Annotated in this window: 20 protein-coding genes; 10 read left to right on the top strand and 10 right to left on the bottom strand. The window is 65.0% G+C overall.

Annotated elements, in window-relative coordinates; translation table 11 throughout:
• The 8 genes from VIM12_RS07520 to VIM12_RS07555 all read right to left on the bottom strand — a co-directional run bounded on the left by VIM12_RS07520 (window position 1) and on the right by VIM12_RS07555 (window position 6,669).
• A complete protein-coding gene (locus VIM12_RS07520; protein ID WP_331940992.1) occupies window positions 1–1,092 on the bottom strand; it encodes an enoyl-CoA hydratase/isomerase family protein in 1,092 nt (363 codons plus the stop codon).
• A gap of 168 nt (window positions 1,093–1,260) precedes the next feature.
• The gene (gene hpf / locus VIM12_RS07525) at window positions 1,261–1,608 is read right to left on the bottom strand and encodes a ribosome hibernation-promoting factor, HPF/YfiA family (RefSeq protein ID WP_331940993.1); all 348 of its coding nucleotides are present in this window, start codon (window positions 1,606–1,608) and stop codon (window positions 1,261–1,263) included.
• A gap of 93 nt (window positions 1,609–1,701) precedes the next feature.
• The gene (locus tag VIM12_RS07530) at window positions 1,702–3,183 is read right to left on the bottom strand and encodes an RNA polymerase factor sigma-54 (RefSeq protein WP_331940994.1); all 1,482 of its coding nucleotides are present in this window, start codon (window positions 3,181–3,183) and stop codon (window positions 1,702–1,704) included.
• A 17-nt stretch (window positions 3,184–3,200) separates the two neighbouring features.
• Complete coding sequence (gene lptB, locus VIM12_RS07535) at window positions 3,201–3,941, bottom strand: LPS export ABC transporter ATP-binding protein (protein ID WP_331940995.1); 741 nt, start codon at window positions 3,939–3,941, stop codon at window positions 3,201–3,203.
• A gap of 1 nt (window position 3,942) precedes the next feature.
• Window positions 3,943–4,491 (bottom strand): lipopolysaccharide transport periplasmic protein LptA, encoded by a 549-nt coding sequence (gene lptA, locus VIM12_RS07540; RefSeq protein WP_331940996.1) that lies wholly within the window; start codon window positions 4,489–4,491, stop codon window positions 3,943–3,945.
• A 38-nt stretch (window positions 4,492–4,529) separates the two neighbouring features.
• Window positions 4,530–5,120 carry an LPS export ABC transporter periplasmic protein LptC gene (gene lptC / locus VIM12_RS07545; RefSeq protein ID WP_331940997.1) on the bottom strand — a complete coding sequence of 197 codons (591 nt, stop codon included), beginning with the start codon at window positions 5,118–5,120 and terminating at the stop codon, window positions 4,530–4,532.
• Window positions 5,117–5,641 (bottom strand): HAD family hydrolase, encoded by a 525-nt coding sequence (locus VIM12_RS07550; protein ID WP_331940998.1) that lies wholly within the window; start codon window positions 5,639–5,641, stop codon window positions 5,117–5,119. Before VIM12_RS07550 ends, lptC begins: the two co-directional genes overlap by 4 nt.
• Window positions 5,641–6,669 (bottom strand): KpsF/GutQ family sugar-phosphate isomerase, encoded by a 1,029-nt coding sequence (locus tag VIM12_RS07555; RefSeq protein ID WP_331940999.1) that lies wholly within the window; start codon window positions 6,667–6,669, stop codon window positions 5,641–5,643. The genes VIM12_RS07550 and VIM12_RS07555 overlap by 1 nt, the downstream gene beginning before the upstream one ends.
• Window positions 6,670–6,889: 220 nt before the next feature.
• Between VIM12_RS07555 and VIM12_RS07560 the strand changes: the two genes are divergently transcribed.
• Together VIM12_RS07560 and VIM12_RS07565 are read left to right on the top strand one after the other, a co-directional pair.
• Entirely contained in the window at window positions 6,890–8,875 is a 1,986-nt protein-coding gene (locus tag VIM12_RS07560) for a monovalent cation:proton antiporter-2 (CPA2) family protein (protein ID WP_331941000.1), read from the top strand.
• 97 nt (window positions 8,876–8,972) lie between these two features.
• Complete coding sequence (locus tag VIM12_RS07565) at window positions 8,973–9,893, top strand: AEC family transporter (RefSeq protein ID WP_331941001.1); 921 nt, start codon at window positions 8,973–8,975, stop codon at window positions 9,891–9,893.
• Between the two features lie 6 nt (window positions 9,894–9,899).
• Here the strand turns inward: VIM12_RS07565 and VIM12_RS07570 are convergent, their stop codons facing one another.
• Both VIM12_RS07570 and uvrA read right to left on the bottom strand, forming a co-directional pair.
• On the bottom strand, window positions 9,900–10,196 hold the full coding sequence (locus VIM12_RS07570) for an acylphosphatase (protein WP_331941002.1): 297 nt from the start codon (window positions 10,194–10,196) through the stop codon (window positions 9,900–9,902).
• Between the two features lie 16 nt (window positions 10,197–10,212).
• Window positions 10,213–13,065: an excinuclease ABC subunit UvrA gene (uvrA, locus tag VIM12_RS07575; RefSeq protein WP_331941003.1), complete on the bottom strand. Its 2,853-nt coding sequence runs from the start codon at window positions 13,063–13,065 to the stop codon at window positions 10,213–10,215.
• Between the two features lie 157 nt (window positions 13,066–13,222).
• On the opposite strand from uvrA, the gene VIM12_RS07580 reads away from it, so the two are divergent.
• The 8 genes from VIM12_RS07580 to VIM12_RS07615 all read left to right on the top strand — a co-directional run bounded on the left by VIM12_RS07580 (window position 13,223) and on the right by VIM12_RS07615 (window position 21,809).
• The gene (locus VIM12_RS07580) at window positions 13,223–14,416 is read left to right on the top strand and encodes an MFS transporter (RefSeq protein WP_414691766.1); all 1,194 of its coding nucleotides are present in this window, start codon (window positions 13,223–13,225) and stop codon (window positions 14,414–14,416) included.
• Between the two features lie 53 nt (window positions 14,417–14,469).
• Window positions 14,470–14,970 carry a single-stranded DNA-binding protein gene (ssb, locus tag VIM12_RS07585; RefSeq protein WP_331941005.1) on the top strand — a complete coding sequence of 167 codons (501 nt, stop codon included), beginning with the start codon at window positions 14,470–14,472 and terminating at the stop codon, window positions 14,968–14,970.
• A gap of 273 nt (window positions 14,971–15,243) precedes the next feature.
• Window positions 15,244–16,899: a putative bifunctional diguanylate cyclase/phosphodiesterase gene (locus VIM12_RS07590; RefSeq protein WP_414691767.1), complete on the top strand. Its 1,656-nt coding sequence runs from the start codon at window positions 15,244–15,246 to the stop codon at window positions 16,897–16,899.
• Between the two features lie 11 nt (window positions 16,900–16,910).
• Window positions 16,911–18,416, top strand: coding sequence for an HDOD domain-containing protein (locus tag VIM12_RS07595; RefSeq protein WP_331941006.1), 1,506 nt, complete (start codon window positions 16,911–16,913; stop codon window positions 18,414–18,416).
• Window positions 18,417–18,579: 163 nt separating this feature from the next.
• Complete coding sequence (locus VIM12_RS07600; protein ID WP_331941007.1) at window positions 18,580–19,530, top strand: diacylglycerol/lipid kinase family protein; 951 nt, start codon at window positions 18,580–18,582, stop codon at window positions 19,528–19,530.
• Complete coding sequence (locus VIM12_RS07605) at window positions 19,527–20,339, top strand: metallophosphoesterase (RefSeq protein WP_331941008.1); 813 nt, start codon at window positions 19,527–19,529, stop codon at window positions 20,337–20,339. Before VIM12_RS07600 ends, VIM12_RS07605 begins: the two co-directional genes overlap by 4 nt.
• 128 nt (window positions 20,340–20,467) lie before the next feature.
• Window positions 20,468–21,013, top strand: a complete 546-nt coding sequence (locus VIM12_RS07610) for a DUF2726 domain-containing protein (RefSeq protein ID WP_331941009.1) — start codon at window positions 20,468–20,470, stop codon at window positions 21,011–21,013.
• Between the two features lie 67 nt (window positions 21,014–21,080).
• Window positions 21,081–21,809 carry a transposase gene (locus VIM12_RS07615; protein ID WP_331941010.1) on the top strand — a complete coding sequence of 243 codons (729 nt, stop codon included), beginning with the start codon at window positions 21,081–21,083 and terminating at the stop codon, window positions 21,807–21,809.
• Window positions 21,810–21,926: the final 117 nt, after the last annotated feature.

Raw genomic sequence — 21,926 nt, forward strand, 5'->3', positions numbered from 1 at the left:
TTACTCCAGGTACCGCAGCGGATGGGCGTGCGCGGGCCACGCAGGCGCGAAGAACGCGTCCACCTGGGACTTGTCGACGTCGTCCAGCCTGGCCGGCTGCCATCGGGGCGCGTTGTCCTTGTCGATCACGACCGCCCGTATGCCTTCCAGCACCTCGCCGTTCTCGAAACTGCGCCGCACCATCGTGCGTTCCATGCGCAGGCAATCTGCGACGTCCATGTCCGCCCCGCGGCGCAGCTGCGCAAGCGTGACGCACATCATCAGCGGCGAGCGCTTTGCCATCACCTCCGCCGTCTTGCGCGCAAATGCCGAATCTTCCTGGCCGAGCGCGCGCAGGATGGCAGGTACCTCGTCGTGACCGAAGCAACGGTCGATCGCGGGACGCAGGGCCGACAGCGCGCTGCCTTCCGGGTCCGCCTGGCTGCTGAAAGGCGCGGCGAAGCTGCGTACGGCCTCGCGCAGGTCGGGACCGTCGTGTTCGGCGAGCATGGTGACCAGCGCTTCCAGCTCCGTGCCCGGGACAAACACGTCCGCGAGATCGGCATAGCGTGCGTCGGCGGCGCCGATGATCTCACCGGTCACGCCGAGATAGGTGCCGAGTTCTCCCGGCGCGCGCGAGAGGAAATGGCTGCCGCCGACGTCCGGAAACAGCCCGATGTTCACCTCCGGCATGGCCATCTTCGTGCGTTCGGTCACGACCCGCATGCGGTTGTCGGGGCCTGCCTGCGCCACGCCCATGCCGCCACCCATCACGATGCCGTCCATCAGGGCGATGTACGGTTTCGGATAGAAGTGGATGAGATGGTTGAGCGCGTATTCCTCGGTGAAGAAATCCTCCAGCAGCGCGCTGCCGTTCACCGGCGTCGCCCGTCCGGCTTCATGGAAGAAGCGGATGTCGCCGCCGGCGCAGAATGCGCGCTCGCTGGAGCTGCGTACCAGCACCGCCCGGACCGCCGCGTCGTCGCGCCAGGCGAGGAGCTGCGAGGTCATCGCACGCACCATGTCGAGCGAGAGCGAGTTGAGGGCCTTGGGGCGGTCAAGGGTAAGGATGCCGAGATGGCCGCGTACTTCCGCAAGCAGATAAGGGGTCATGGCACGAAGCGTGGTTGGAGACGAGGTATTGTAGCCACACCGGATGGGATCCGCTTCGCAGCCGATCGGCAGTTTCGCGAGGGCCCGGCAAGCGCAGGCCGTCACTGACCGGGCAAACAGAAAGGGCGCTGCCGCGCCCTTGTCTTATCGAGGTTCCGAGCCGGACGGTCAGGCCGTTCCGGCGGCATCCGGCATGCGCTTGATCGCCTCATGCTGGTAGTCCTGCAGCCTGGTCTTGTACTTGAGGACCTGCCGGTCCAGCTTGTCGATCAGGCCGTCGATTGCCGCGTAAAGGTCTTCCGCGAAGCTTTCGACATGAATTACATTTCCCCTTAGCCGAAGGTTCACTTCGGCCCGTTGTCTCTTGTCCTTCTCTGCAGGCTTTTCCAGCCCAAGGATGACTGCGATATCAATGACATGGTCGAAATGACGGGTGACGCGTTCCAGCTTCGTTCGCACGTACTCGCGGATGGCCGGTGTCAGTTCGAGATGATGTCCACTGATCATGAGATTCATACAGCGCTCCTATCTATGGCGTCGCTGGCGGTTCGCGACGTGCCCGCGTAACCCGGAGCTACGGCGGAACACAGCAACACAACACTAACGGACCTACAGGGATTTGCGCAGATTTACCGGCGGGATTTTCAGGGCTTCGCGGTACTTCGCGACAGTGCGCCGCGCCACGACCATTCCTTGTTCCCCCAGCATATCGGCGATTTTGCTGTCAGAGAATGGATTCTTCGGGTCTTCGGCTCCTATCAATTGTTTGATCAGCGCGCGAATCGCGGTGGAGGATGCTTCACCCCCGGCCTCCGTCGCAACATGGCTGCCGAAAAAGTACTTCAGCTCGAACATGCCGTGGGGGGTAAGCATGTACTTCTGCGTTGTCACACGAGAAATGGTGCTCTCGTGTAAACCCAGTGTATCAGCAATTTCACGCAAGACAAGGGGACGCATCGCGACCGCGCCGTGCGAGAAGAAATTGCGCTGGCGGTCGACGATCGCCTGCGCCACGCGCAGGATGGTATCGAAGCGCTGGCGCATGTTCTTGATCAGCCATTTCGCCTCCTGCAGCTGCGAACCGAGCGAACCGTCGCCCTTGCTCTGCTTGAGAATGTTCGCGTACATCGCATTCACCCGCAGACGCGGCATGACGTCGTGGTTGAGCGTCACCTGCCAGCCGTTCTTGGCCTTCTTGACGATCACGTCGGGCACAACGTAGTCGGACGAGCCGGAGGCGTACAGGGCGCCGGGATGCGGATTGCAGCGACGGATCACGTACTGCGCCTCGCGCAGGTCCTCGTCGTCGCAGTCCAGCGCCTTCTTCAGCTTGTTGAAATCGCGCTGTGCAAACAGCGTGAGGTGGTTCTCGACGATCTGCAGCGCGCGCCGGCGCGTGACCAGCGGAACCTTCGGCATGCGCCGGATCTGCAGGGCCAGGCATTCCGACGCATGGCGGGCACCGACACCTGAGGGTTCGAAGCTCTGCACCAGCTTCAACGCCACGTTCAGCTCGTCCAGCTCGATGCCGAGTTCCTCCGGCAGCCGCGCATGGATCTCTTCCAGCGGCTCTTCCAGGTAGCCGTTCTCGTCCAGGGCGTCGACGATCAGTTCCACCAGCGCGCGGTCGCGCGCTTCGCGCACGGTCAGGCGCATCTGTTCGAGAAGGTGCTCGCGCAGCGTGACTTCATGCGCCTCGAGCTGCGGCCGCGCGTCGTCGTCCTCGGGCGCCTTGGCGGTGCGCGCCACGTCGTCGAAGCTCCATTCGCTGTCGTTGCCGCCGCTATCGGGCGTTTCGCCGTTCTCGAGGCTGCCTTCGGGCTCGCTGCCGGCAGGTGCCGCTGCTTCCGGACCGCTGCTGTCGCCGGGCGCCGGGGTAGGGGCCGGGGCACTGACCGCGCCGTCCGCAAGCAGGCGCACCGAGTGGTCGAGCGGATCGTCCACCCGTTCCAGCATCGGATTCTCCGACAGGATCTGTTCCAGCTCCTGATGCAGCTCCAGCGTCGACAACTGCAGCAAGCGGATCGACTGCTGCAGCTGCGGCGTCAGCGCAAGGTGTTGCGATATGCGAAGTTGGAGAGTCTGTTTCATATGCGTGGTTCTCTTCCCTACATCCGGAAGTGTTCGCCCAGATAGACGCGACGCACCGACTCGTTGGCAATGATGTCGTCCGGTCGCCCGCTGGCAAGCACGGAACCCTGGTTGATGATGTATGCCCGATCGCAGATGCCGAGCGTCTCGCGCACGTTGTGATCCGTGATCAGCACGCCGATGCCGCGTTCTTTCAGGAAGCGGACGATGCGCTGGATTTCGATCACGGCAATCGGATCGACACCGGCGAAGGGTTCGTCCAGCAGCACGAATCGGGGATTGGTGGCGAGCGCGCGGGCAATCTCCACGCGCCGGCGTTCACCGCCGGACAGCGACATTGCCTGGTTCTCTCGCAGGCGTTCGATCTGCAGCTCCGACAGCAAACGGTCGAGGCGCTTGTCGATCTCTGCCTTCGGCAGGGGCTTGTCGTTGACCCGTTGCAGCTCGAGCACCGCGCGGATGTTCTCTTCCACGGTCAGCTTGCGGAAGACCGAGGCTTCCTGCGGAAGATACGACAGGCCCATGACCGCGCGGCGATGGATCGGCAGCCGCGATATCGCCGAGCCGTCGAGATCGATCTCGCCGGCGTCCGACGGCACCAGGCCGACGATCATGTAGAAGGAGGTGGTCTTGCCGGCGCCATTCGGGCCGAGCAGGCCGACCACTTCGCCGCTCTTGACGTCGAGCGAGACGTCGCGCACCACCTGCCTGGCGCCGTAGCTCTTCTGCAAACCCCGCACGACGAGAGTGCTCGTCATTTCACTGGCCCTTTGCCTGGTTGTTGCGCGGCTGGATCACCGCCTTGATCCGTCCGCCGCCCGGCTTGCTTTCACCGGTATTCGTATTGTGCACGGTGAAGAACTCGGCGCGGCTGTCATACGAGATGAATTCGCCCTCGACCTCGTCGGTCACCTTCGGACCTTCCAGCCGGCGCATCTTGGCACGCGTAAACAGCTTTACGATCTCGATCTTGCCGTCGTACTCGATGCGTTCGGCTTCGCCCTCGATCCACTGGTCGTTGCCGGCGTCGCGCTTCTGGCGGAACGTGGCCACGCCCTTCGCGCCACCAAGCAGCGTCGCGTACTGGTAGCCCTGCGGATCCTGGGTCACGATCAGCTTGTTGGCGCGCATCAGCAGGGTGCCGCGCGTCAGCACCACGTTGCCGGTGAAGGTATTCACCTGCTTGACGTCGTCATACGCCATCTGGTCCGCCTCGATGTTGGTCGGCTTGGTGCTGTCGGCCTTTTCCGCCCGAACCGGCATACAGAAGGTGCCGAAGACCAGGAGCAACAGGAAGAGTCGTGTCATGAAAGATCTCGAAAGTGGTGTCAACAAGGTAGCCCGACTCAGGGCGAAGGCGCTTGATACGTGCCATGAACGTTGCTCGACAGGCGAAGCTCGCGGGTCGCATTGTTCGCCCACATGCCGGTGCCATTCAGCGTCGATTCCCCGACCGTGATTTCGACCGGCACGTCGGTGCGCACGACATCCTCGTCCGGCAGGATCAGCAGGTGGGAGGAGCGCAGCTTCATCGGCCGGCTGTCCGGGCCCGCCGCACGATCCATGCGCACATTGTCGTACAGATTCACCTGGCTGTAGTCGCTGTTGACGATCCCGCGGTCCCCGCGCAATGTGGTGGGCGGCTTGCCCTCGCTCTTGTTGGTGATGACCGGGGCGGTGATGAAATACGAGTCGTCTTTCGGGTTGTGCACCATCTTTGCGCCGGAAAAATGATAGGCCGTCTTGCCGGTCGCCTTCGAGATTTTGACGTAGCTGAAATTCTCGAGATAGAAATCCGGTTCCGTGCGTTCCGGCTGCGGGATCAGGTCGTCTCCGCCGCGCCGGATCACCTCGAACAGCCAGAAGCTTCCCAGCGCCAGCGCCGCGAGCAGCGCGAGGATGGTGATGCTCCGCAAGCGCCAGCCGTTGTCTTTCATGCGAGGTAGGGTGCGAGCACGGCGTCGTAGCTGCCTTGGGCCCGCAGGATGTAGTCGCACAACTCGCGCGCGGCGCCGCGCCCGCCCGCGGCCTCGGTCACGTAGTGCACCCGCTTGCGCACTTCCGGATGGCCGTTCGGCACGCTGGCGGCGAAGCCCACCCGTGTCAGGATGGGAAGGTCGATCACGTCGTCGCCGATGAACCCGCAGGCGTCCGCGGCGATCCCGGTCTCGGCAAGCAATTGCTCGAAGGCGGCGCGCTTGTCGTGCACGCCCTGGTGCAGATGACGGATGCCAAGGTCGGCGGCACGCCTTGCCACCAGGCCCGACGTGCGGGCGCTGATGATGGCGGCGGCAACACCCGCCTGCTGCAGCAGCTTGATGCCGTGTCCGTCGAGCACATTGAAGGTCTTGATCAGCTCGCCCTGTTCGCCGTAATGCAGGCTGCCGTCGGTAAGCACGCCGTCGACATCGAAGATCATCAGCCGCACGCGGGCGGCGCGGGAAGCGGTGTCCTGCATCAGATCACCTTGGCGCGTGTGAGGTCATGGATGTGCAGCGCGCCGACCAGCCTGCCGTCCGCATCCGCGACCAGCAGCTGGTTGATGCGGAAGGCCTCCATCAGCTCGACCGCCTCGACCGCCAGCTGGTCGGGGCCGATGGTGCGGGGATTGCAGTGCATGACATCCGCCATTTTCAGCTTGCCCAAGTCGTGACCGCCCTCGATCAGCCGGCGCAGGTCGCCGTCGGTAAAAACGCCGGTCGTGCGAAAGTTCTCGTCCACCACGGCGGTCATCGCCATGCCTTTGCGCGTGATCTCGAGCAGTGCCGTGGTCAACGGAACATCCGGCCCCACTGCGGGAATCGCGTCGCCGCTGCGCATGACGTCGCGGACATGGGTCAAAAGCCGACGCCCCAGCGCGCCGCCGGGATGGGACAGGGCAAAGTCCTCTTCCCGAAAGCCCCGCAGGTCGAGCAGGGCCACCGCCAGCGCGTCGCCAAGGGCCAGCGCGGCGGTCGTGCTGGCCGTGGGCGCCAGGTTCAGCGGGCAGGCTTCCTTGTCGACCCTGGCGTGCAGGTGGATGTCGGCCAGCTTGGCCAGGCGCGAGTTCTCGTTGCCCGTGATGGCAATCAGCGGCGCGCCCATGCGCTTGATGAACGGAATGATGGAGATGAACTCGTTGGCTTCGCCGGAGTACGAGATGGCGATCAGCGCGTCATGCGAGGTGATCATGCCAAGGTCGCCGTGCAAGGCTTCGGCGGCATGCACGAACATGGCCGGCGTGCCGGTGGACGCCAGCGTGGCCGCGATTTTGCGGGCGATGTGACCGGACTTGCCGATCCCGGAGACGACGACCCTTCCGGTGCACCCGAGCAAGACCTCGAGGGCGCGGGCAAAGCCATCGCCGGCGGGGCCGTCGAGCCGGTCCTTCAGCGCAAGGATCGCGTCCGCTTCGATCTGCAGGGTGGAGCGTGCCAGGGCGAGGCCGCGCTCGGCAGTTTTTGTGTTGAAAGCTTTCGGCAAGCTTTTTGCATCGGTTACACTCATGCCCGGAGTATAAACGAATTGTGAAAGCAAAAAATCTGCCAGTAACAAGAAAAAATGGGCGATTGACGCTCATCAAGCGGGTGCGGGATAGCTAAGTCTTTCATTCTGAAGGGAAATTTTCATCCTGGCGAGCCGGGTCACCCCCGGTTCCGGCGTGACCCGCCACTCCTCGCCACCGGATGACCGTCACCCGCACCGTTCCGCCAACGATTGGAAGACCATGTTTTCAGCCCTGGAACTGACGCTCATGCTGCTCGGGTCCGCCGTGCTCGGCGTGGTCGCGTTTCGCATGCTGCACCTGCCCCCGATGCTCGGCTACCTCGCCGTCGGCATTGTCATCGGCCCGCACGGCCTCGGGCTGGCAAGCGAGAACCAGACGACCCATACCCTGGCGGAGTTCGGCGTCGTCTTCCTGATGTTTTCGATCGGCCTCGAGTTTTCGCTACCCAAGCTGTCTTCGATGCGCCGCACCGTCTTCGGCCTCGGCATGGCGCAGGTGCTGCTGACGATCCTTGCCACCATGCTGCTCGGCTGGCTTGCGGCGCGCCTGCTGCCGCAGCTGATCGACATCTCGTGGCGGGCGGCGTTCGCGCTCGGCAGCGCGCTGGCCATGTCGTCGACGGCGATCGTCTCCAAGATGCTGACCGAGCGCCTCGAACTCGACAGCGAGCACGGCCGCCAGATATTCGGCATCCTGCTGTTCCAGGATCTCGCCTTCGTGCCGCTGCTTATCCTGGTGCCGGCGCTGGCGAACAACACCGGCGACCTGATGGCGACGCTGGCGCTGGCGGCAATGAAGGCCGGCATCGTGCTGGTCCTGCTGCTGGTCATCGGCCAGCGGCTGATGCGCGGCTGGTTCCACATCGTGGTCAGGCGGCGCTCGCAGGAGCTGTTCATGCTGAACCTCCTGCTGATCACCCTCGGCGCGGCCTGGATCACCGAGCGTGCCGGCCTGTCGCTGGCCCTCGGCGCCTTCGTCGCCGGCATGCTGATCTCGGAGACCGAGTACCGGCACCAGGTTGAGGAAGACATCAAGCCCTTCCGCGACGTCCTGCTGGGGCTGTTCTTCGTCACCGTCGGCATGCTGCTCAATGTGCGGCTGGTGATCGAGCACTGGTGGCTGGTGCTGCTGCTGCTGACCGGCCCGGTGCTGGTGAAGTTTGCCCTGATTGCGCTGCTGGCACGCCTGACCGGCGCGCCTGCCGGCGTGGCCCTGCGAACCGGCCTGGCGCTGGCCCAGGCCGGCGAGTTCGGTTTCGTGCTCCTCAATCAAGCCGGCGGCCTGCAGCTGATGGATCCCTTGATCATCCAGCTGATCCTGGCGTCGATGGTGCTGTCGATGCTGCTGGCGCCCTTCATCATCGCCAAGTCGGACCAGATCGTGATGAAGCTCGCCTCGAACGAGTGGATGATGCAGTCGCTCGCCCTGACCCAGATCGCGGCCCGTACCATGACTACCCAAAAGCATGTGCTGATCGCCGGTTTCGGGCGCAGCGGCCAGAGCCTCGCCAAGCTGCTGGAAGAGGAGGGCATTCCGTATCATGCGCTGGATCTCGACCCCGATCGGGTGCGCGAGGCGCAGGCTGCGGGCGCGAGCGTTTCCTACGGCGATGCGGCGCGGCGCGAAAGCCTGGTGGCGGCGGGCATCCATCGTGCCGCCGTGCTCGTGATCACCTATGCAAGCACGCCCTCGGCGCTGAAGGTGCTGCACTTCGCCCATGAACTGGCGCCCGAACTGCCGGTGATCGTGCGCAGCCACGACGACTCGGATCTCGACCGGCTGCGGGAGGAGGGGGCGGCGGAAGTGGTGCCGGAAGCGATCGAAGGCAGTCTGATGCTGGCCTCGCATGCACTGATCATGCTGGGCGTGCCGCTGCGCCGGGTGGTGCACCGGGTGCAGGCCGCGCGCGACGAGCGCTACGCTTCGCTGCGCGGCTATTTCCATGGCGCCAGCGATGCGCCCGAGGATGCGGAACACCTGCAGATCCGCCTGCATTCGGTCTCCCTGCACGAAGGCGCCAACGCCGTCGGCAAGGCCGTGTCCGCCCTGCGGCTGGGGGAGATCGGCGCTGAGGTCACCATCGTCCGGCGCGGCAAGAGCCGCATCGAGGTGAAGTCCGGCACGGTACTGCAGGCGGGTGACATCGTTGTGCTGCGTGGCGCCGCCGAGGGCGTCGCCCGCGCCGAGGAACGGCTGCTGAAGTAAGTTGGAATGCCGGCCGGCGCCGATTTTCCGTGCGAAAACGCGGGCCGCCCGTTCCCGCTAGAATGCCGTGACGCTTCGCCCCTCGGAAGAATTTCCCATGCAAGTCTTTGAACGCATCCTCGGCATCATCCTGCCGGTTTTCATCATCATCGCGGTCGGCTACGGATATGCGAGGGTACGGGGCGAGCGGGTGCGGGAGGACATGGGCTCGGTCAACCGCGTGAGCATGGACGTACTGTGCCCGCTGCTGGTCTTCAGCGCGCTTGCGGCCAAGGACTTCGACCTGGTCCATAACAGCACGCTGATCCTGGCGGGCGTCCTGATCTCGCTTGGCTCCGGGCTGGTCGCCTGGCCGGTCGCGCGCCTCTTCGGCTATGACGCGCGCACCTTCATCCCGCCCATGATGTACAACAATTGCGGCAACATGGGCCTGCCCCTGGCCGCGCTGGCGTTCGGCCCGGCCGGCCTGTCGTCGGCCGTCGCGCTGTTCATGGCCTGCAACCTCATCTATTTCTCGGTCGGCATCAAGATCATCGAGAGTGGCCGCGACCGCCATACCCCGTTCTGGAAATTCCTGATGAGCCCGATGATGCTGGCGATGGCGGTCGGCATGCTGTTTGCGATCTTCCGCATCTACCTGCCGACGCCGCTGATGCAGGCATTGAAGATGCTCGGCGATGCCTGCATACCGATCATGCTGTTCGCGCTCGGCGTGCGGATGCTGGACGTGAACCTGAAGAGCTGGCACATCGGCCTGGTCGGCGCGGCGGTGTGTCCGCTCGGCGGCCTGCTGGTTGCCTGGCTGCTCGACCAGCTTCCCGCCGGCCTGCTGCCGCTGACCGGCATGCAGCGCGGCCAGATGTACCTGTTTGCCGCGCTGCCGCCGGCGGTGTTTTGCTTCATGGTGGCGGAACAGTACAAGCAGGAGCCGGACAAGGTCGCCTCCATCGTCCTGCTCGGCAACCTGGCGGCGCTGGCCTTCGTGCCGCTCGGCTTGTGGATGGGATTGCCGGACTGAGGGACGTCAGGCGGTCGGCAGGACGGTGAAGCCCTCGCGGTCGCCGGGCGCAGGCGTGCTGTCCGCCCCGGGTGTCCTCTCGGATTCTTCCACCGCCTCCACACGCGCCGCCGGCGGCCCGCGACGGGCCCATTCCACGATCTGCGCCAGCGCCTGGACGTCTCCGTCCACCAGCGCCTCGACCGAACCGTCGCGCCGGTTGCGCACCCAGCCAGACAGGCCGAGCGCCTTCGCCTGCGCTTCGAAGGAGGCGCGGTAGCCGACCCCCTGCACCCGTCCGGTGATTCGCAGATGCTTCGCCATCCGTCCTCCGTTGCGCTTACTTCTTCTTCAGCATCGGCGCCAGGTACTTGCCGGTGAAGCTGGCCGGGTTCTTCGCCACGTCCTCCGGCGTGCCGGTTGCGATGATCTGGCCACCGCCGGCGCCACCCTCGGGTCCGAGGTCGACGATCCAGTCCGCCGTCTTGATGACGTCCAGGTTGTGCTCGATGATCACCACCGTGTTGCCCTGGTCGCGCAGCCGGTGTATCACCTTCAGCAGCAGGTCGATGTCGTGGAAGTGCAGGCCGGTGGTCGGCTCGTCCAGGATGTACAGGGTGCGGCCGGTGTCGCGCTTCGACAGTTCCAGCGACAGCTTGACACGCTGCGCCTCGCCGCCGGACAGCGTGGTCGCGCTCTGGCCCAGGCGGATGTAGCCGAGGCCGACGTCGAGCAGGGTCTGCAGCTTGCGGGCGACGACCGGGACCGGCTTGAAGAACTCGTGCGCTTCCTCGACCGTCATCTCCAGCACTTCGTGGATGTTCTTGCCCTTGTACTGCACTTCCAGCGTTTCGCGGTTGTAGCGCTTGCCGTGGCAGACGTCGCAGGGCACGTACACGTCCGGCAGGAAGTGCATCTCGACCTTGGTGACGCCGTCGCCCTGGCAGGCTTCGCATCGGCCGCCCTTGACGTTGAACGAGAATCGCCCCGCGGAGTAGCCGCGCTCCTTGGCGGACGGCACCGTGGAGAACAGGTCGCGGATCGGGGTGAAGACCCCGGTGTAGGTCGCCGGGTTGGATCGCGGGGTGCGGCCGATGGGGGCCTGGTCGACCGAGATCACCTTGTCGAAATGCTCGAGCCCGCTGATCGATTCGTACGCCGCCGGCTCCGTCTGCGAGCCGTACAAATGGCGCGAGGCCGCATGGTACAGCGTGTCGTTGACCAGCGTCGACTTGCCCGAGCCGGACACACCGGTCACGCAGGTCAGCAGGCCGACCGGCAGTTCCAGGGTCACGTTGCGCAAATTGTTGCCGGAGGCGCCGGCGATCGTCAGCTGGCGCTCGGGATCGGGCGCGGTGCGCTTCTTCGGCACGTGGATGGCGAGCGACCCGTTCAGGTATTTCGCTGTCAGCGATTTCTTGTTCTTCAGGATGTCCGCCAGCGGTCCGCGCGCGATCACCTCGCCGCCATGCACGCCGGCGCCTACGCCCATGTCGACGATGTAGTCGGCGCAGCGGATTGCATCCTCGTCATGCTCGACGACCAGCACGCTGTTGCCGATGTCGCGCAGGTGCTTGAGGGTCGCGATCAGGCGGTCGTTGTCGCGCTGGTGGAGGCCGATCGACGGCTCGTCGAGCACATACATGACACCCGTCAGCCCCGAGCCGATCTGCGACGCCAGGCGGATGCGCTGCGCCTCGCCGCCGGACAGGGTGTCGGCGCTGCGCTCCAGCGACAGGTAGTCGAGGCCGACATTGTTCAGGAACTTGAGACGGGAAACGATCTCCTTGATGATGCGATCGGCGATCTCCTTCTTGGCGCCGGTCAGCTTCAGGGTCTCGAAGAATGCCAGCGTCTCCCGCAGCGGCGTCGCCGCCACTTCGTAGATCGCGCGCTGCTGCTTGCCGCTGCCGACCTTCACATGACAGGCCTCGACGCGCAGACGCGCGCCCTTGCAGGTCGGGCATTCCTTCTGGTTGATGAACTTCGCCAGCTCTTCCTTCACCGCCATCGAGTCGGTTTCCCGGTAGCGGCGCTGCAGGTTGTTGACCACGCCTTCGAAGGTATGCTCGCGCACCACCGCGCGGCCGCGCTCGTTGATATAGGTGAATGGCACCGTCTGGCGGCCGGACCCGTACAGCACCACCTGCTTTGCCGGTTCGGCCAGCTTGTCGAACGGCGTATCGATGTCAAAGCCGAAATGCTCCGCCAGGTTCGACAGCATCTGGAAGTAGAACTGGTTGCGCCGGTCCCAGCCCTTCACCGCGCCGCTGGCGAGCGAGAGGTTGGGGAAGGCGACGATGCGCTTCGGGTCGAAGAACTCGATATGACCGAGGCCGTCGCATTCCGGGCAGGCGCCCATCGGATTGTTGAACGAGAACAGGCGCGGTTCCAGTTCCTGCAGCGAGTAGCCGCAGACCGCGCAGGCGAACTTGTTGGAGAACACCTGTTCCTTGCCGCTGTCCATCTCGAGCGCGATCGCGCGGCCATCCGCAAGTCGCAAGGCGGTCTCGAAGCTCTCGGCGAGGCGCTGCTTGGTGTCCGCCCTGACCTTGAGCCGGTCGATCACGACATCGATCGTGTGCTTCTCGGTCTTCTTCAGTTTCGGCAGGTCGTCGACCTCGTAGATCTTGGCCGCATGGGTGCCGCTCTGGATCCGGAAGCGGACGAAGCCCTGCGCCTGCATCTGCTCGAACAGGTCGACATGCTCGCCCTTCCGGTTGGCCACGACCGGCGCCAGGATCATCAGCTTGGTGTCCTCCGGCATCGCCAGCACCGCGTCGACCATCTGCGATACCGACTGCGCGGCCAGCGGATGGTCGTCGTGGTCGGGGCAGTAAGGCGTGCCGACCCGCGCGTAGAGCAGGCGCAGGTAGTCGTGGATTTCGGTCACCGTGCCCACCGTCGAGCGCGGGTTGTGCGACGTCGCCTTCTGCTCGATCGAGATCGCCGGCGACAGGCCTTCGATCAGGTCGACGTCCGGTTTCTCCATCAGTTGCAGGAACTGGCGCGCGTAGGCCGACAGCGACTCGACGTAGCGCCGCTGGCCCTCCGCATACAGGGTGTCGAAAGCCAGCGAGGACTTGCCGGAGCCGGACAGGCCGGTGATCACGATCAGCTGGTTGCGCGGGAGCTCGAGATTGACGTTCTTCAGGTTGTGGGTGCGGGCACCGCGAATTCTGATTTCTTCCATGAACAGCCTTTAACTTGTGACAACTGGGCCGCCGGATGCAAGCCGGACAGGGCCGCTTGTTGCGGGTCAACCTGTTACTATAACGGGTTTTGAAGCCCGTCGTATCCAGCAGTTTCTCCCCATGTCTTCTACTTCCGCCGTCGAACCCGGCTCCCGCATGACGTCCATGGAAATCCGCGCCAGCGTGTCGCTGGCGTCGATTTTCGCGCTGCGGATGCTTGGCATGTTCCTGATCCTGCCGGTGTTTTCCGTGCATGCACGCTCGATGCCGGGCGGCGAAAGCGCCACCCTGGTCGGCCTGGCGCTCGGCATCTACGGGCTGACGCAGTCGTTCGGGCAGATCCCGTTCGGCGTCGCCTCCGACAAGTACGGCCGCAAGCCGGTCATCATCATCGGCCTGCTGCTGTTCGCGCTCGGTTCCATGATCGCCGCCGTCGCGGAATCGCTCCCGTGGGTGATCGTCGGCCGCGCGATCCAGGGCGCCGGTGCGATTTCCGCCGCCGTCACCGCCTTCATCGCCGATACCACCCGGGAAGAGCACCGGACCAAGGCCATGGCGATGGTGGGCGGCTCGATCGGGCTGACCTTCGCGTTTTCCCTGATCGCGGCGCCGGTGATGTATACCGCCATCGGCATGGGCGGCATCTTTGCGCTGACCGGCATCCTGTCCATCCTGGCCATCCTGGTGGTCATCTACGTGGTGCCGGCCGCACCGCCTCCCGTCCGGACCCGCCGCGTGCCCTTCACCGAGGTGCTGCGCAACGCGGAGCTGATGCGCCTGAACTACGGTGTCTTCGCGTTGCATGTGACGCAGATGGCCATGTTCGTCGTCGTCCCGACCGCGCTGGTGCAGTACGCCGGTTTGCCGGTCGCCGATCACTGGAAGGTTTACCTGCCGGTGGTGCTGGCCTCGTTCGCACTGATGCTGCCGCCGGTCTTTGCGGGCGAGCGGCACGGGCGGATGAAGCAGGTGTTCGTCGGCGCGATCGCGCTGCTGCTGATGGTGCAGGCCGGCCTGTGGGCCTTCCTCGGCGTGCAGGGAATGCACTGGTCGCTGCTGGTGGGACTGCTGCTGGCATTCTTTGTCGCATTCAACATCCTCGAAGCCTGCCAGCCGTCGCTGGTGTCCCGCCTCGCGCCGCCCGCCGCCAAAGGCACCGCGCTGGGTATTTACAACACCCTGCAGGCACTCGGCCTGTTCTGCGGTGGCGCGCTCGGCGGCTGGCTGCAACAGCACGCCGGACCCCAATTCGTGTTCGCGTTGGGCACGGCGCTGACTATTGCCTGGCTTATAATTGCCGCACGCATGAAGGCGCTGCCGCGCCGCGGCGCAATGGCCGCCGCAGCGTGAGTACACGGTATTCGGCATGCACGATCACATTGAGTCCGCTTTAGGAGAAATTTATGGCATCGGTTAACAAAGTCATCATCGTCGGCAACCTCGGACGGGATCCGGAAACGCGGTACATGCCGAACGGTGACGCCGTGACCAACGTCGCGGTCGCGACCACCGAGAGCTGGAAGGACAAGAACACCGGCGAGAAGAAAGAGCTCACCGAGTGGCACCGGATCACCTTCTACCGCAAGCTGGCCGAGATCGCGGGCCAGTACCTGAAGAAGGGATCGCAGGTCTATGTCGAAGGCCGGCTTCAGACCCGCAAGTGGACGGACAAGGACGGCGTCGAACGCTACACGACCGAAATCATCGCCGACACCATGCAGATGCTGGGCAGCCGGCAGGGCATGGGCGGCGGCGCCGGCGCCGGGGCGCCGATGGACGACGACTATGGCAGCGCCGCGCCGGCGCCGCGCCAGGGCGGGGGCGGTGGGGGAAGCGGCGGCGCCCGCAGCGCGCCGCGTCCTGCGCCGAATTTCAGCGACATGGACGACGACATCCCGTTCTGATCGCGGCTGCAGCGCGTTGCAAAAGCCCCGCCTGTCGCGGGGTTTTTCTTTTTAAATCAGTGGCATGTTACTTTTTCTGCATTTTGTGCATTAAGATTCCCCTTTGATATGTTTCTTGACTACAATTTGTCAGGAGCATGAACAGTTTTCGCCTGCCGGTGCCGTACCGGACGGCAAGGGCCGCCTCCGGGGCCTCCTGATACGTACCCAATGATGTTTTCGATTCGCCGAGACCGCCAGCAATCCCTGGGTTCCAGCCAGGTAGACAGCCTCATGGAAGCGGCCGGGGATGCTGTATTCCGTCTGGACGCCGAGGGACGCATTTTGTTTGCGAGCAGGAGGGCGTGCGAACTGACCGGGACCGACACGGCCATGCCCGGCCGCCACCTGGGCGAGCTGGTGGCGCGCGACGACCAGATCGGGCTGCGCACGGCGATGCAGCAGGCGCTCGACGGCGACCGGCCGAGCAAGGCCAACGTCCGCCTCAACACCCGGGTTGCCGCGCTCTGGATGGAGCTCCAGCTCAGCGCCTATCACAATGCCGCGGGGCAGCGCGAACTGCTCGCGGTCGGCCGCGACATCTCGGGCCAGCAGGCTACCGAGGAGCGCCTGCGGCACATGGCGACACACGACGCCCTGACCGGGCTGCCCAATCGTTCGCTGCTGTCGGAACGCATCAAAATGGGCATCGCCCATGCACGCCGCACCAGACGCGGCTTTGCGATCCTCGCACTCGATCTCGACGGCTTCAAGAAAGTCAACGACGCGCTCGGCCATCCGGTGGGCGACGCGCTGCTGCGTGTTGCCGCCGCGCGCCTGTCCGAGACGCTGCGCCACGTCGATACGCTGGCGCGCGTCGGCGGCGACGAGTTCGTTGCCGTGCTGCCAGGCGCAACGACCGAGGCCGAGATTCAGATGATCGGCCGCCGCATGATCTCGACCATGCAGCTCCCGTTCGAAATCGAAGGGCATACGCTGTACGTCGGTTGCTCGATCGGCGCCGCCGTTTTTCCCGATCACGGCGACAGCGAGGTCAAGCTGCTGGCGCACGCCGATACGGCGATGTATCGCGCGAAGGAAACCGGCAAGGCCCGCTGCGTGGTCTACAACCATGCCAAGTTCACCCAGCCCGAGCACGACGTGTCGATGGAGGCCGCGATGTTCCAGGCGGTGCGCGACGGCGAGTTCCTGCTGCATTACCAGCCGATCGTGGATGCGCGCAGCCGCCAGATCATGGGCTTCGAGGCACTGATGCGATGGAACCGCCCGGGCCTCGGCATGGTATCGCCGGCGCAGTTCATCCCCATGGCCGAGAGCAACGGACTCATCAACCTGCTCGGCGCCTGGGTGCTGAAGGCCGCGTGCGTGCAGATCAAGCAGTTCGAGGAGATCGCCGGGCGACCGCTGTACGTCTCCGTCAACGTCAGTCCCCGGCAGTTCCGCAACGACCAGTTCCTCGACATTGTGGACGAGGCGATCGCATTGTCCGGCGTCGACGGGCAACAGCTGCTGCTGGAGATCACCGAAGGCATCCTGATGTCGGACCCGGAACATGCCGAGTCGCTGCTGACCGCGATGGCCGCGCGCCGCGTGCGCATTGCGATCGACGATTTCGGCACCGGCTATTCATCGCTTGCCTACCTGAAGCGCTTCCCAATCGCCACCCTCAAGATCGACCGGGCGTTCATCAAGGACCTGCCATCCTCGGTCAAGGACGTCGCCATCTGCAACGTGATGCTCAGCCTGGCGAGCCATCTCAACCTGAGCACCGTGGCGGAAGGCGTGGAGAAGGAAGAGCAGCTCGAATTTCTGGCCGCCCATGGCTGCGCGATGATCCAGGGCTTCCTGACCGGGCGTCCGCTGGTGCCCTCCGATGCCGTTGCCCTGCTTCGGGCAGAGGCCGAGACGGCTCAGGGTGTCGCCGCTTGATCCCGCCGCATATGGATACCGCCACGCAGACCCGTTCGGGAGCAGCCCAGCAGACCATGGAGCTGCTGTGGCTGCGCGTGCGCCAGCGCGGAGACCTGCCCGGCTTCTCGAAGGTGGTGAGCGCCATCATCGGCGCCATGCGCGGCGACGACGATCGTGAATTCAGCATGACCAAGACCGTGCTGCAGGATCCGGCGCTGACGCAGAAGGTCCTGCGCCTGGCCAACAGCGCGATGTACTCGGTATTCGGGCAGGGCATCAATACCGTGTCGAAGGCGGTGATCGTGCTCGGCACGGAAGCCATCGGGCACCTGGCGCTCGGGCTGAAGCTGGTCGACGGACTATCGGCCGCCTCCGCCGCATCGGTCCATGCGCGCGCCGAGATGGAAAAGGCGGTGCTGGCCGGCCATATCGCCCGCCAGCTCACGTGCGCGGCGGCCACGCGCGATGCGGAAGAGGCGGTGGTCTGCTCGATGCTGCACTCGCTCGGCCGCATGATGACGACGTTCTACCTGCCGGACAAATGGCAGGAAGTGCTGGCGCACAGCGCCGCCTGCGGTTGCGACGAGAACGAGTCGTCGTTCACGCTGCTTGGCCTCGGACTCGACGACATCGGCCGCGAGGCGGCGCGCCAATGGGGCCTGCCGACACCACTGGTGCAGAGCATGTCCGACATGCCGCCCAATGCGCAGGCCGAGGCGCTCGACCACCAGGACTGGCTGGCCGCCGTGTCCACCTTGTCGTCGCGCTGCGCGGAGGCGCTCAACCATGAGGAAGGCAACCCGGAGGCTGACCTCGCACGCCTGGTTGAAGGTTATGCGGAGATGCTCGGCATGGATGCGTCGCAGGTCCTCCAGGCCGTCGATGCAGCCCGCCGGACCGCCGCCACGGAGGACGCAGTCGTACCGCGTTCGCAACGGCGGGAAGACGTGCAGCCCGAGGCGCCCGCGGTTCCCGGCAAGCCGAAGGACAGTGTCTCGATCCTTGCCCGCGGCGTGGTTGACGTGCGCAGCGCGCTCAGCACGGCAAGCAGCGGCCAGCTGATGTCGATGGCGCTCGAGACGATCTATCAGGGTTTCGGATTCAGCCGCAGCATCGCCTTCCTGCGCGATCGCGACCGCCGCCAGTACATTGCCACCATGTCGCTGGGGGAGGGTGTACAGGAGAAAGTGCCGCGTCTCGTGTTCGGCGACGGCTACGAACCCAACATCTTTCATGCAGCGCTTGCCAACGACAAGATGATCTTCGTCGAGAATGCGCGCGACCCGAGGTTCAACAACAAGCTGCCGCGCTGGTGGAAGGAGGCGCTGCCTGATGTACGCAGCTTCCTGTTGCTGCCGCTGACGGTCAACCGCCAGCCGGTCGGTTTCCTCTACGGCGACTGGGACCAGTGCAAGCCGCTCGCGCGCGTCGATCAGCGCGAAGTGGCCCCTCTCACCGCCCTGCGGGTGCTGGTGGTGCGCATGCTGGAGCAACGCCGCCGCGCCGAACCGTCCTGGCTGCGCAGGCTTCCCTGAGCTTCCCTGATCCTTTGTGAGTTCGATCAAGGCACGGTTTCGCCGTGCCCGGCAATCTGCTGGAGATCGCGCAGCCCGCTGATGTCGCGCCTGCGGATTCGGTCCTGCGGCCGCCTGGCCGCGCGGAACCGTCGACCATCCCCACAGAGGCCATTGTCCCGGAATGACTGAACCACTCGCCCAGCCAACGGAAGCGCAGGTCCGCGTGCGCGACATCACCGTCATCCTCAACGTCGGTGCGGGTTCCGAAAGCAAGCGGCTGCTGCACGAGCAGATCGAACAGGCGCTGGCCGACGGCGGCGGTCCGTACCGCATCATCGACGTCGCGCCGGGAGAGGACATTGCAAAGACCGGCGAGGCAGCCGTCCTTGCCGCCAAGCGTGTCGGCGGCATGGTCGCGGCGGCGGGCGGCGACGGCACGATAGGCACGATCGCCGCGCTCTGCTGCGAGCACGGTGTCCCGCTCGGCATCATTCCCGCAGGAACATTCAATTACTTCGCGCGCGAACTGCGCATTCCAGGAGAGGGGCCGGAGGCGGCCAGGCTGCTGGTGCGCGGTACCCCGCGGCCCGTTTCGGTCGGCTATGTGAATCAGCACATGTTCCTGATCAATGCCAGCTTCGGCCTGTACAGCAAGGTGATCCGCGCGCGCGAGCAGGACAAGTCGCGCTTCGGCCGGTCGCGCATCGTCGCCGTGCTGTCGGCCGTCGTCGCGCTGATGCGCGGCCAGCAGCGCTTCGCCGTCAAGATCACCGCCAACGGCGTCGAGCAGGTGCGGCGCACGGCCATGGTCTTCGTCGGCAACAGCAGCCTGCAACTGGAAAAACTGGATCTCGAGATCGCGCGCTGCGTGCAGGAAGACCGGCTGGCCGTCCTGGTGCTGCGCCCGGTCACCCGTCTCGGCATGCTGCGGCTGCTGGTGCGCACCGCGCTCAAGGCGCTGGACGGGGACGAGCTGCTGGAAGCCTTCTGCGCCGACCAGTTCGAGATGGAGACCCGCCGGCCGTATGTGGACGTGGTCGCCGATGGCGAGATCGTGCGCTGTCGCACGCCGCTGCAGTTTCGCGTGGCGCGCGCGGCGCTGCAGGTGATCGTTCCCGCGGAGGAGGAGTGACGCTGATCGCCCACCTGTCCGACACGCACTTCGGGACGGAGGTGGTGCCGGTGGTGGAGGCCCTCGTCGACATTCTCGCCGCACTGCGGCCGGACGTCGTCGTGGTCAGCGGCGATATCACCCAGCGCGCGCGCGCGCATGAATTTGCTGCGGCAAAAGCGTTTTTCCAACGCCTGCCGGCGCCGGTCCTGGTCATGCCCGGCAATCACGATATCCCGCTGTTCGACATCTTCTCCCGCGCCTTCAACCCCTACGGCAATTTCCGCAAAAGCTTCGGCGCGCGTACGGGCGCCTGGCATGGCGTCGATGCGTCGGTCTATGCGCTCGACACCACCGACCGGCTCCGGCACACCCGGGGGCGAGTCGATCTCGGCCAGCTTGCGCGACTGGCGCCGCCGCCCGGTCCCCGGCGAATCCGGGTGGCAGCCGTTCACCAGCCCTTGCACGCGGCCTGGGCGCAGGATCGCGATGAGGTGCTGCTCAATGCGCGGCAGGCCGCGCAAGCGTTCTCCGACAGCGGCATCGACGTGGTCCTGAGCGGCCATGTCCATGTCCCCGTCATCACCACCACCCGCGAGTTGTTTCCCGGACTGCAAAGGCACTTCATCCTCGCCGGCGCCGGCACCGCGGTGTCGCACCGTACCCGCCCGGGCGCGCCGAACGCGTTCAACCTCATTGGGGGCGGCCTGCTGGAGGCGGGCCCGGAATTGCGCGTGCAGCCCTTTCACTACGAGGCGGAGAAGGCGTCGTTTCACGAAAAAGCGGGATACCGGTTCCGCATCGCCGAGGGAGGCTGGACGCCGGCGTAGTTCCTGGAAGCAGAAGGTGTTTGCTTGATTTGCAACAGAAGATCGGCGTTTTCTCGCCAGAAGCATGGCCAAAATAGTAACTAACTGTTAGATTGGTTGCAGTTTGGATAATGCATTGGGGGTGTGAGATGACCGACGCTGTCCTCTTTTTCACAATTGTCGCCGCTGGATTGCTGGGCTGGTTCCTCTTCAACCGGGAACAGGCGCCCCGTTTCCGCCGCAAGCCGGTACTTACCGGGAGCGGCGCGGAGCTGTTCCAGCGCCTGCGCGCTGCGCTGCCGGAATGCGTGATCGCGCCCAACGTCGCCATGTCCGCATTGATCGAACCGGCCGGCGGCATTGCTGCCCGCCGCCACGGCTGGCGGCGGCTCGAGAACCAGCGCGTCGACTTTGCCGTGTTCGACGACGAGATGCAGCTGCTGGCGGTCGTCGAACTGGGCCTCCGCAGCCGTCCGACCCGCAGCGAGGTAGTCCGGGCTCGCTACTTCGCCGGAGCGGGCATTCGTGCCCTCCGTTTCCGCGCCGGTCGGCTGCCGTCCGACGTGCGCATCCGTAGCGCCGTCTTCGGCACCGGGCCGGAGGCAGATCGGCGTGTGCGCCCCGCAGTCGCGGAAACCCTTGACTATGTGCCGATGCGTACGCCCTGGCGCAACACGGCCAACGTGCATATCTGACGCGGAGGGCAGGCCCAGTAAAATGCGGTTTTCATCGTAGCGGCCGATCGCCTGCGGCCTCCCGTACATGGCCCGACTTCCCAGACTCGTCGTTCCCCACCAGCCTCACCACATCATCCAGTCCGGCATCGATGGCTTGACGGTGTTCCGCGACCCGGAAGACCACCAGGCTTTCCTGCGCTGGTTGCGCGAGGCGGCGCGTCACTTCGGCGTCGCCGTACACGCCTACGTGCTGATGCCCGACCACCTGCACCTGCTTGCAACCCCGCAGGATGAAGCCGGTCTGGGCAAGATGATGCAGTGGATCGGCAGGAAGTACGTGCCGTACTTCAATGCCCGGTATGGCCGCTCCGGTACGCTCTGGAAGAGCCGCTACAAGGCGACCGTGATCGAATCGGATCGCTACTTCCTGCTTTGCTCCCGCTACATCGAATCCAAGCCGGTCATGGACGGCCTCGTTGCCGCTCCCCAGGACTATGCCTGGTCGAGCTTCGTCCACCATGCCGGGGGCCGGCCGGATCCGGTGATCACCGATCATGCGCTGTTCTGGGCGCTTGGCAACACACCGTTCGACCGGGAGGCCGCATACCGCCATCTGATGGAACAGCTTCCCGGGCAGGACGATGTCCGCATGTTGAACGAGGCGACACGGAAAGGCTGGGCACTGGGTTCTTCCTCATTCAAGGCATTGCTGAACAAGCAACTCGGCCGTCGCGTCGATCCGGCTCCTCGTGGGAGGCCGCGTGGCGATCCCGGGTCCAGCCCACCGCCGGCAGCACCGAAGTACGCCGAGTGACTCTGTCCCTATTTATTTTGGGGCGAAATTCTGGCAATCACTAAATCTACTCTGACCCTTTTTAATTTCTATTGAACTTGCTGTTGCGCTGCACTATCCTTCAACTTCAAATTAACC

The organism is Noviherbaspirillum sp., assembly GCF_036563305.1.
Taxonomy (GTDB): Bacteria; Pseudomonadota; Gammaproteobacteria; order Burkholderiales; family Burkholderiaceae_D; genus Noviherbaspirillum.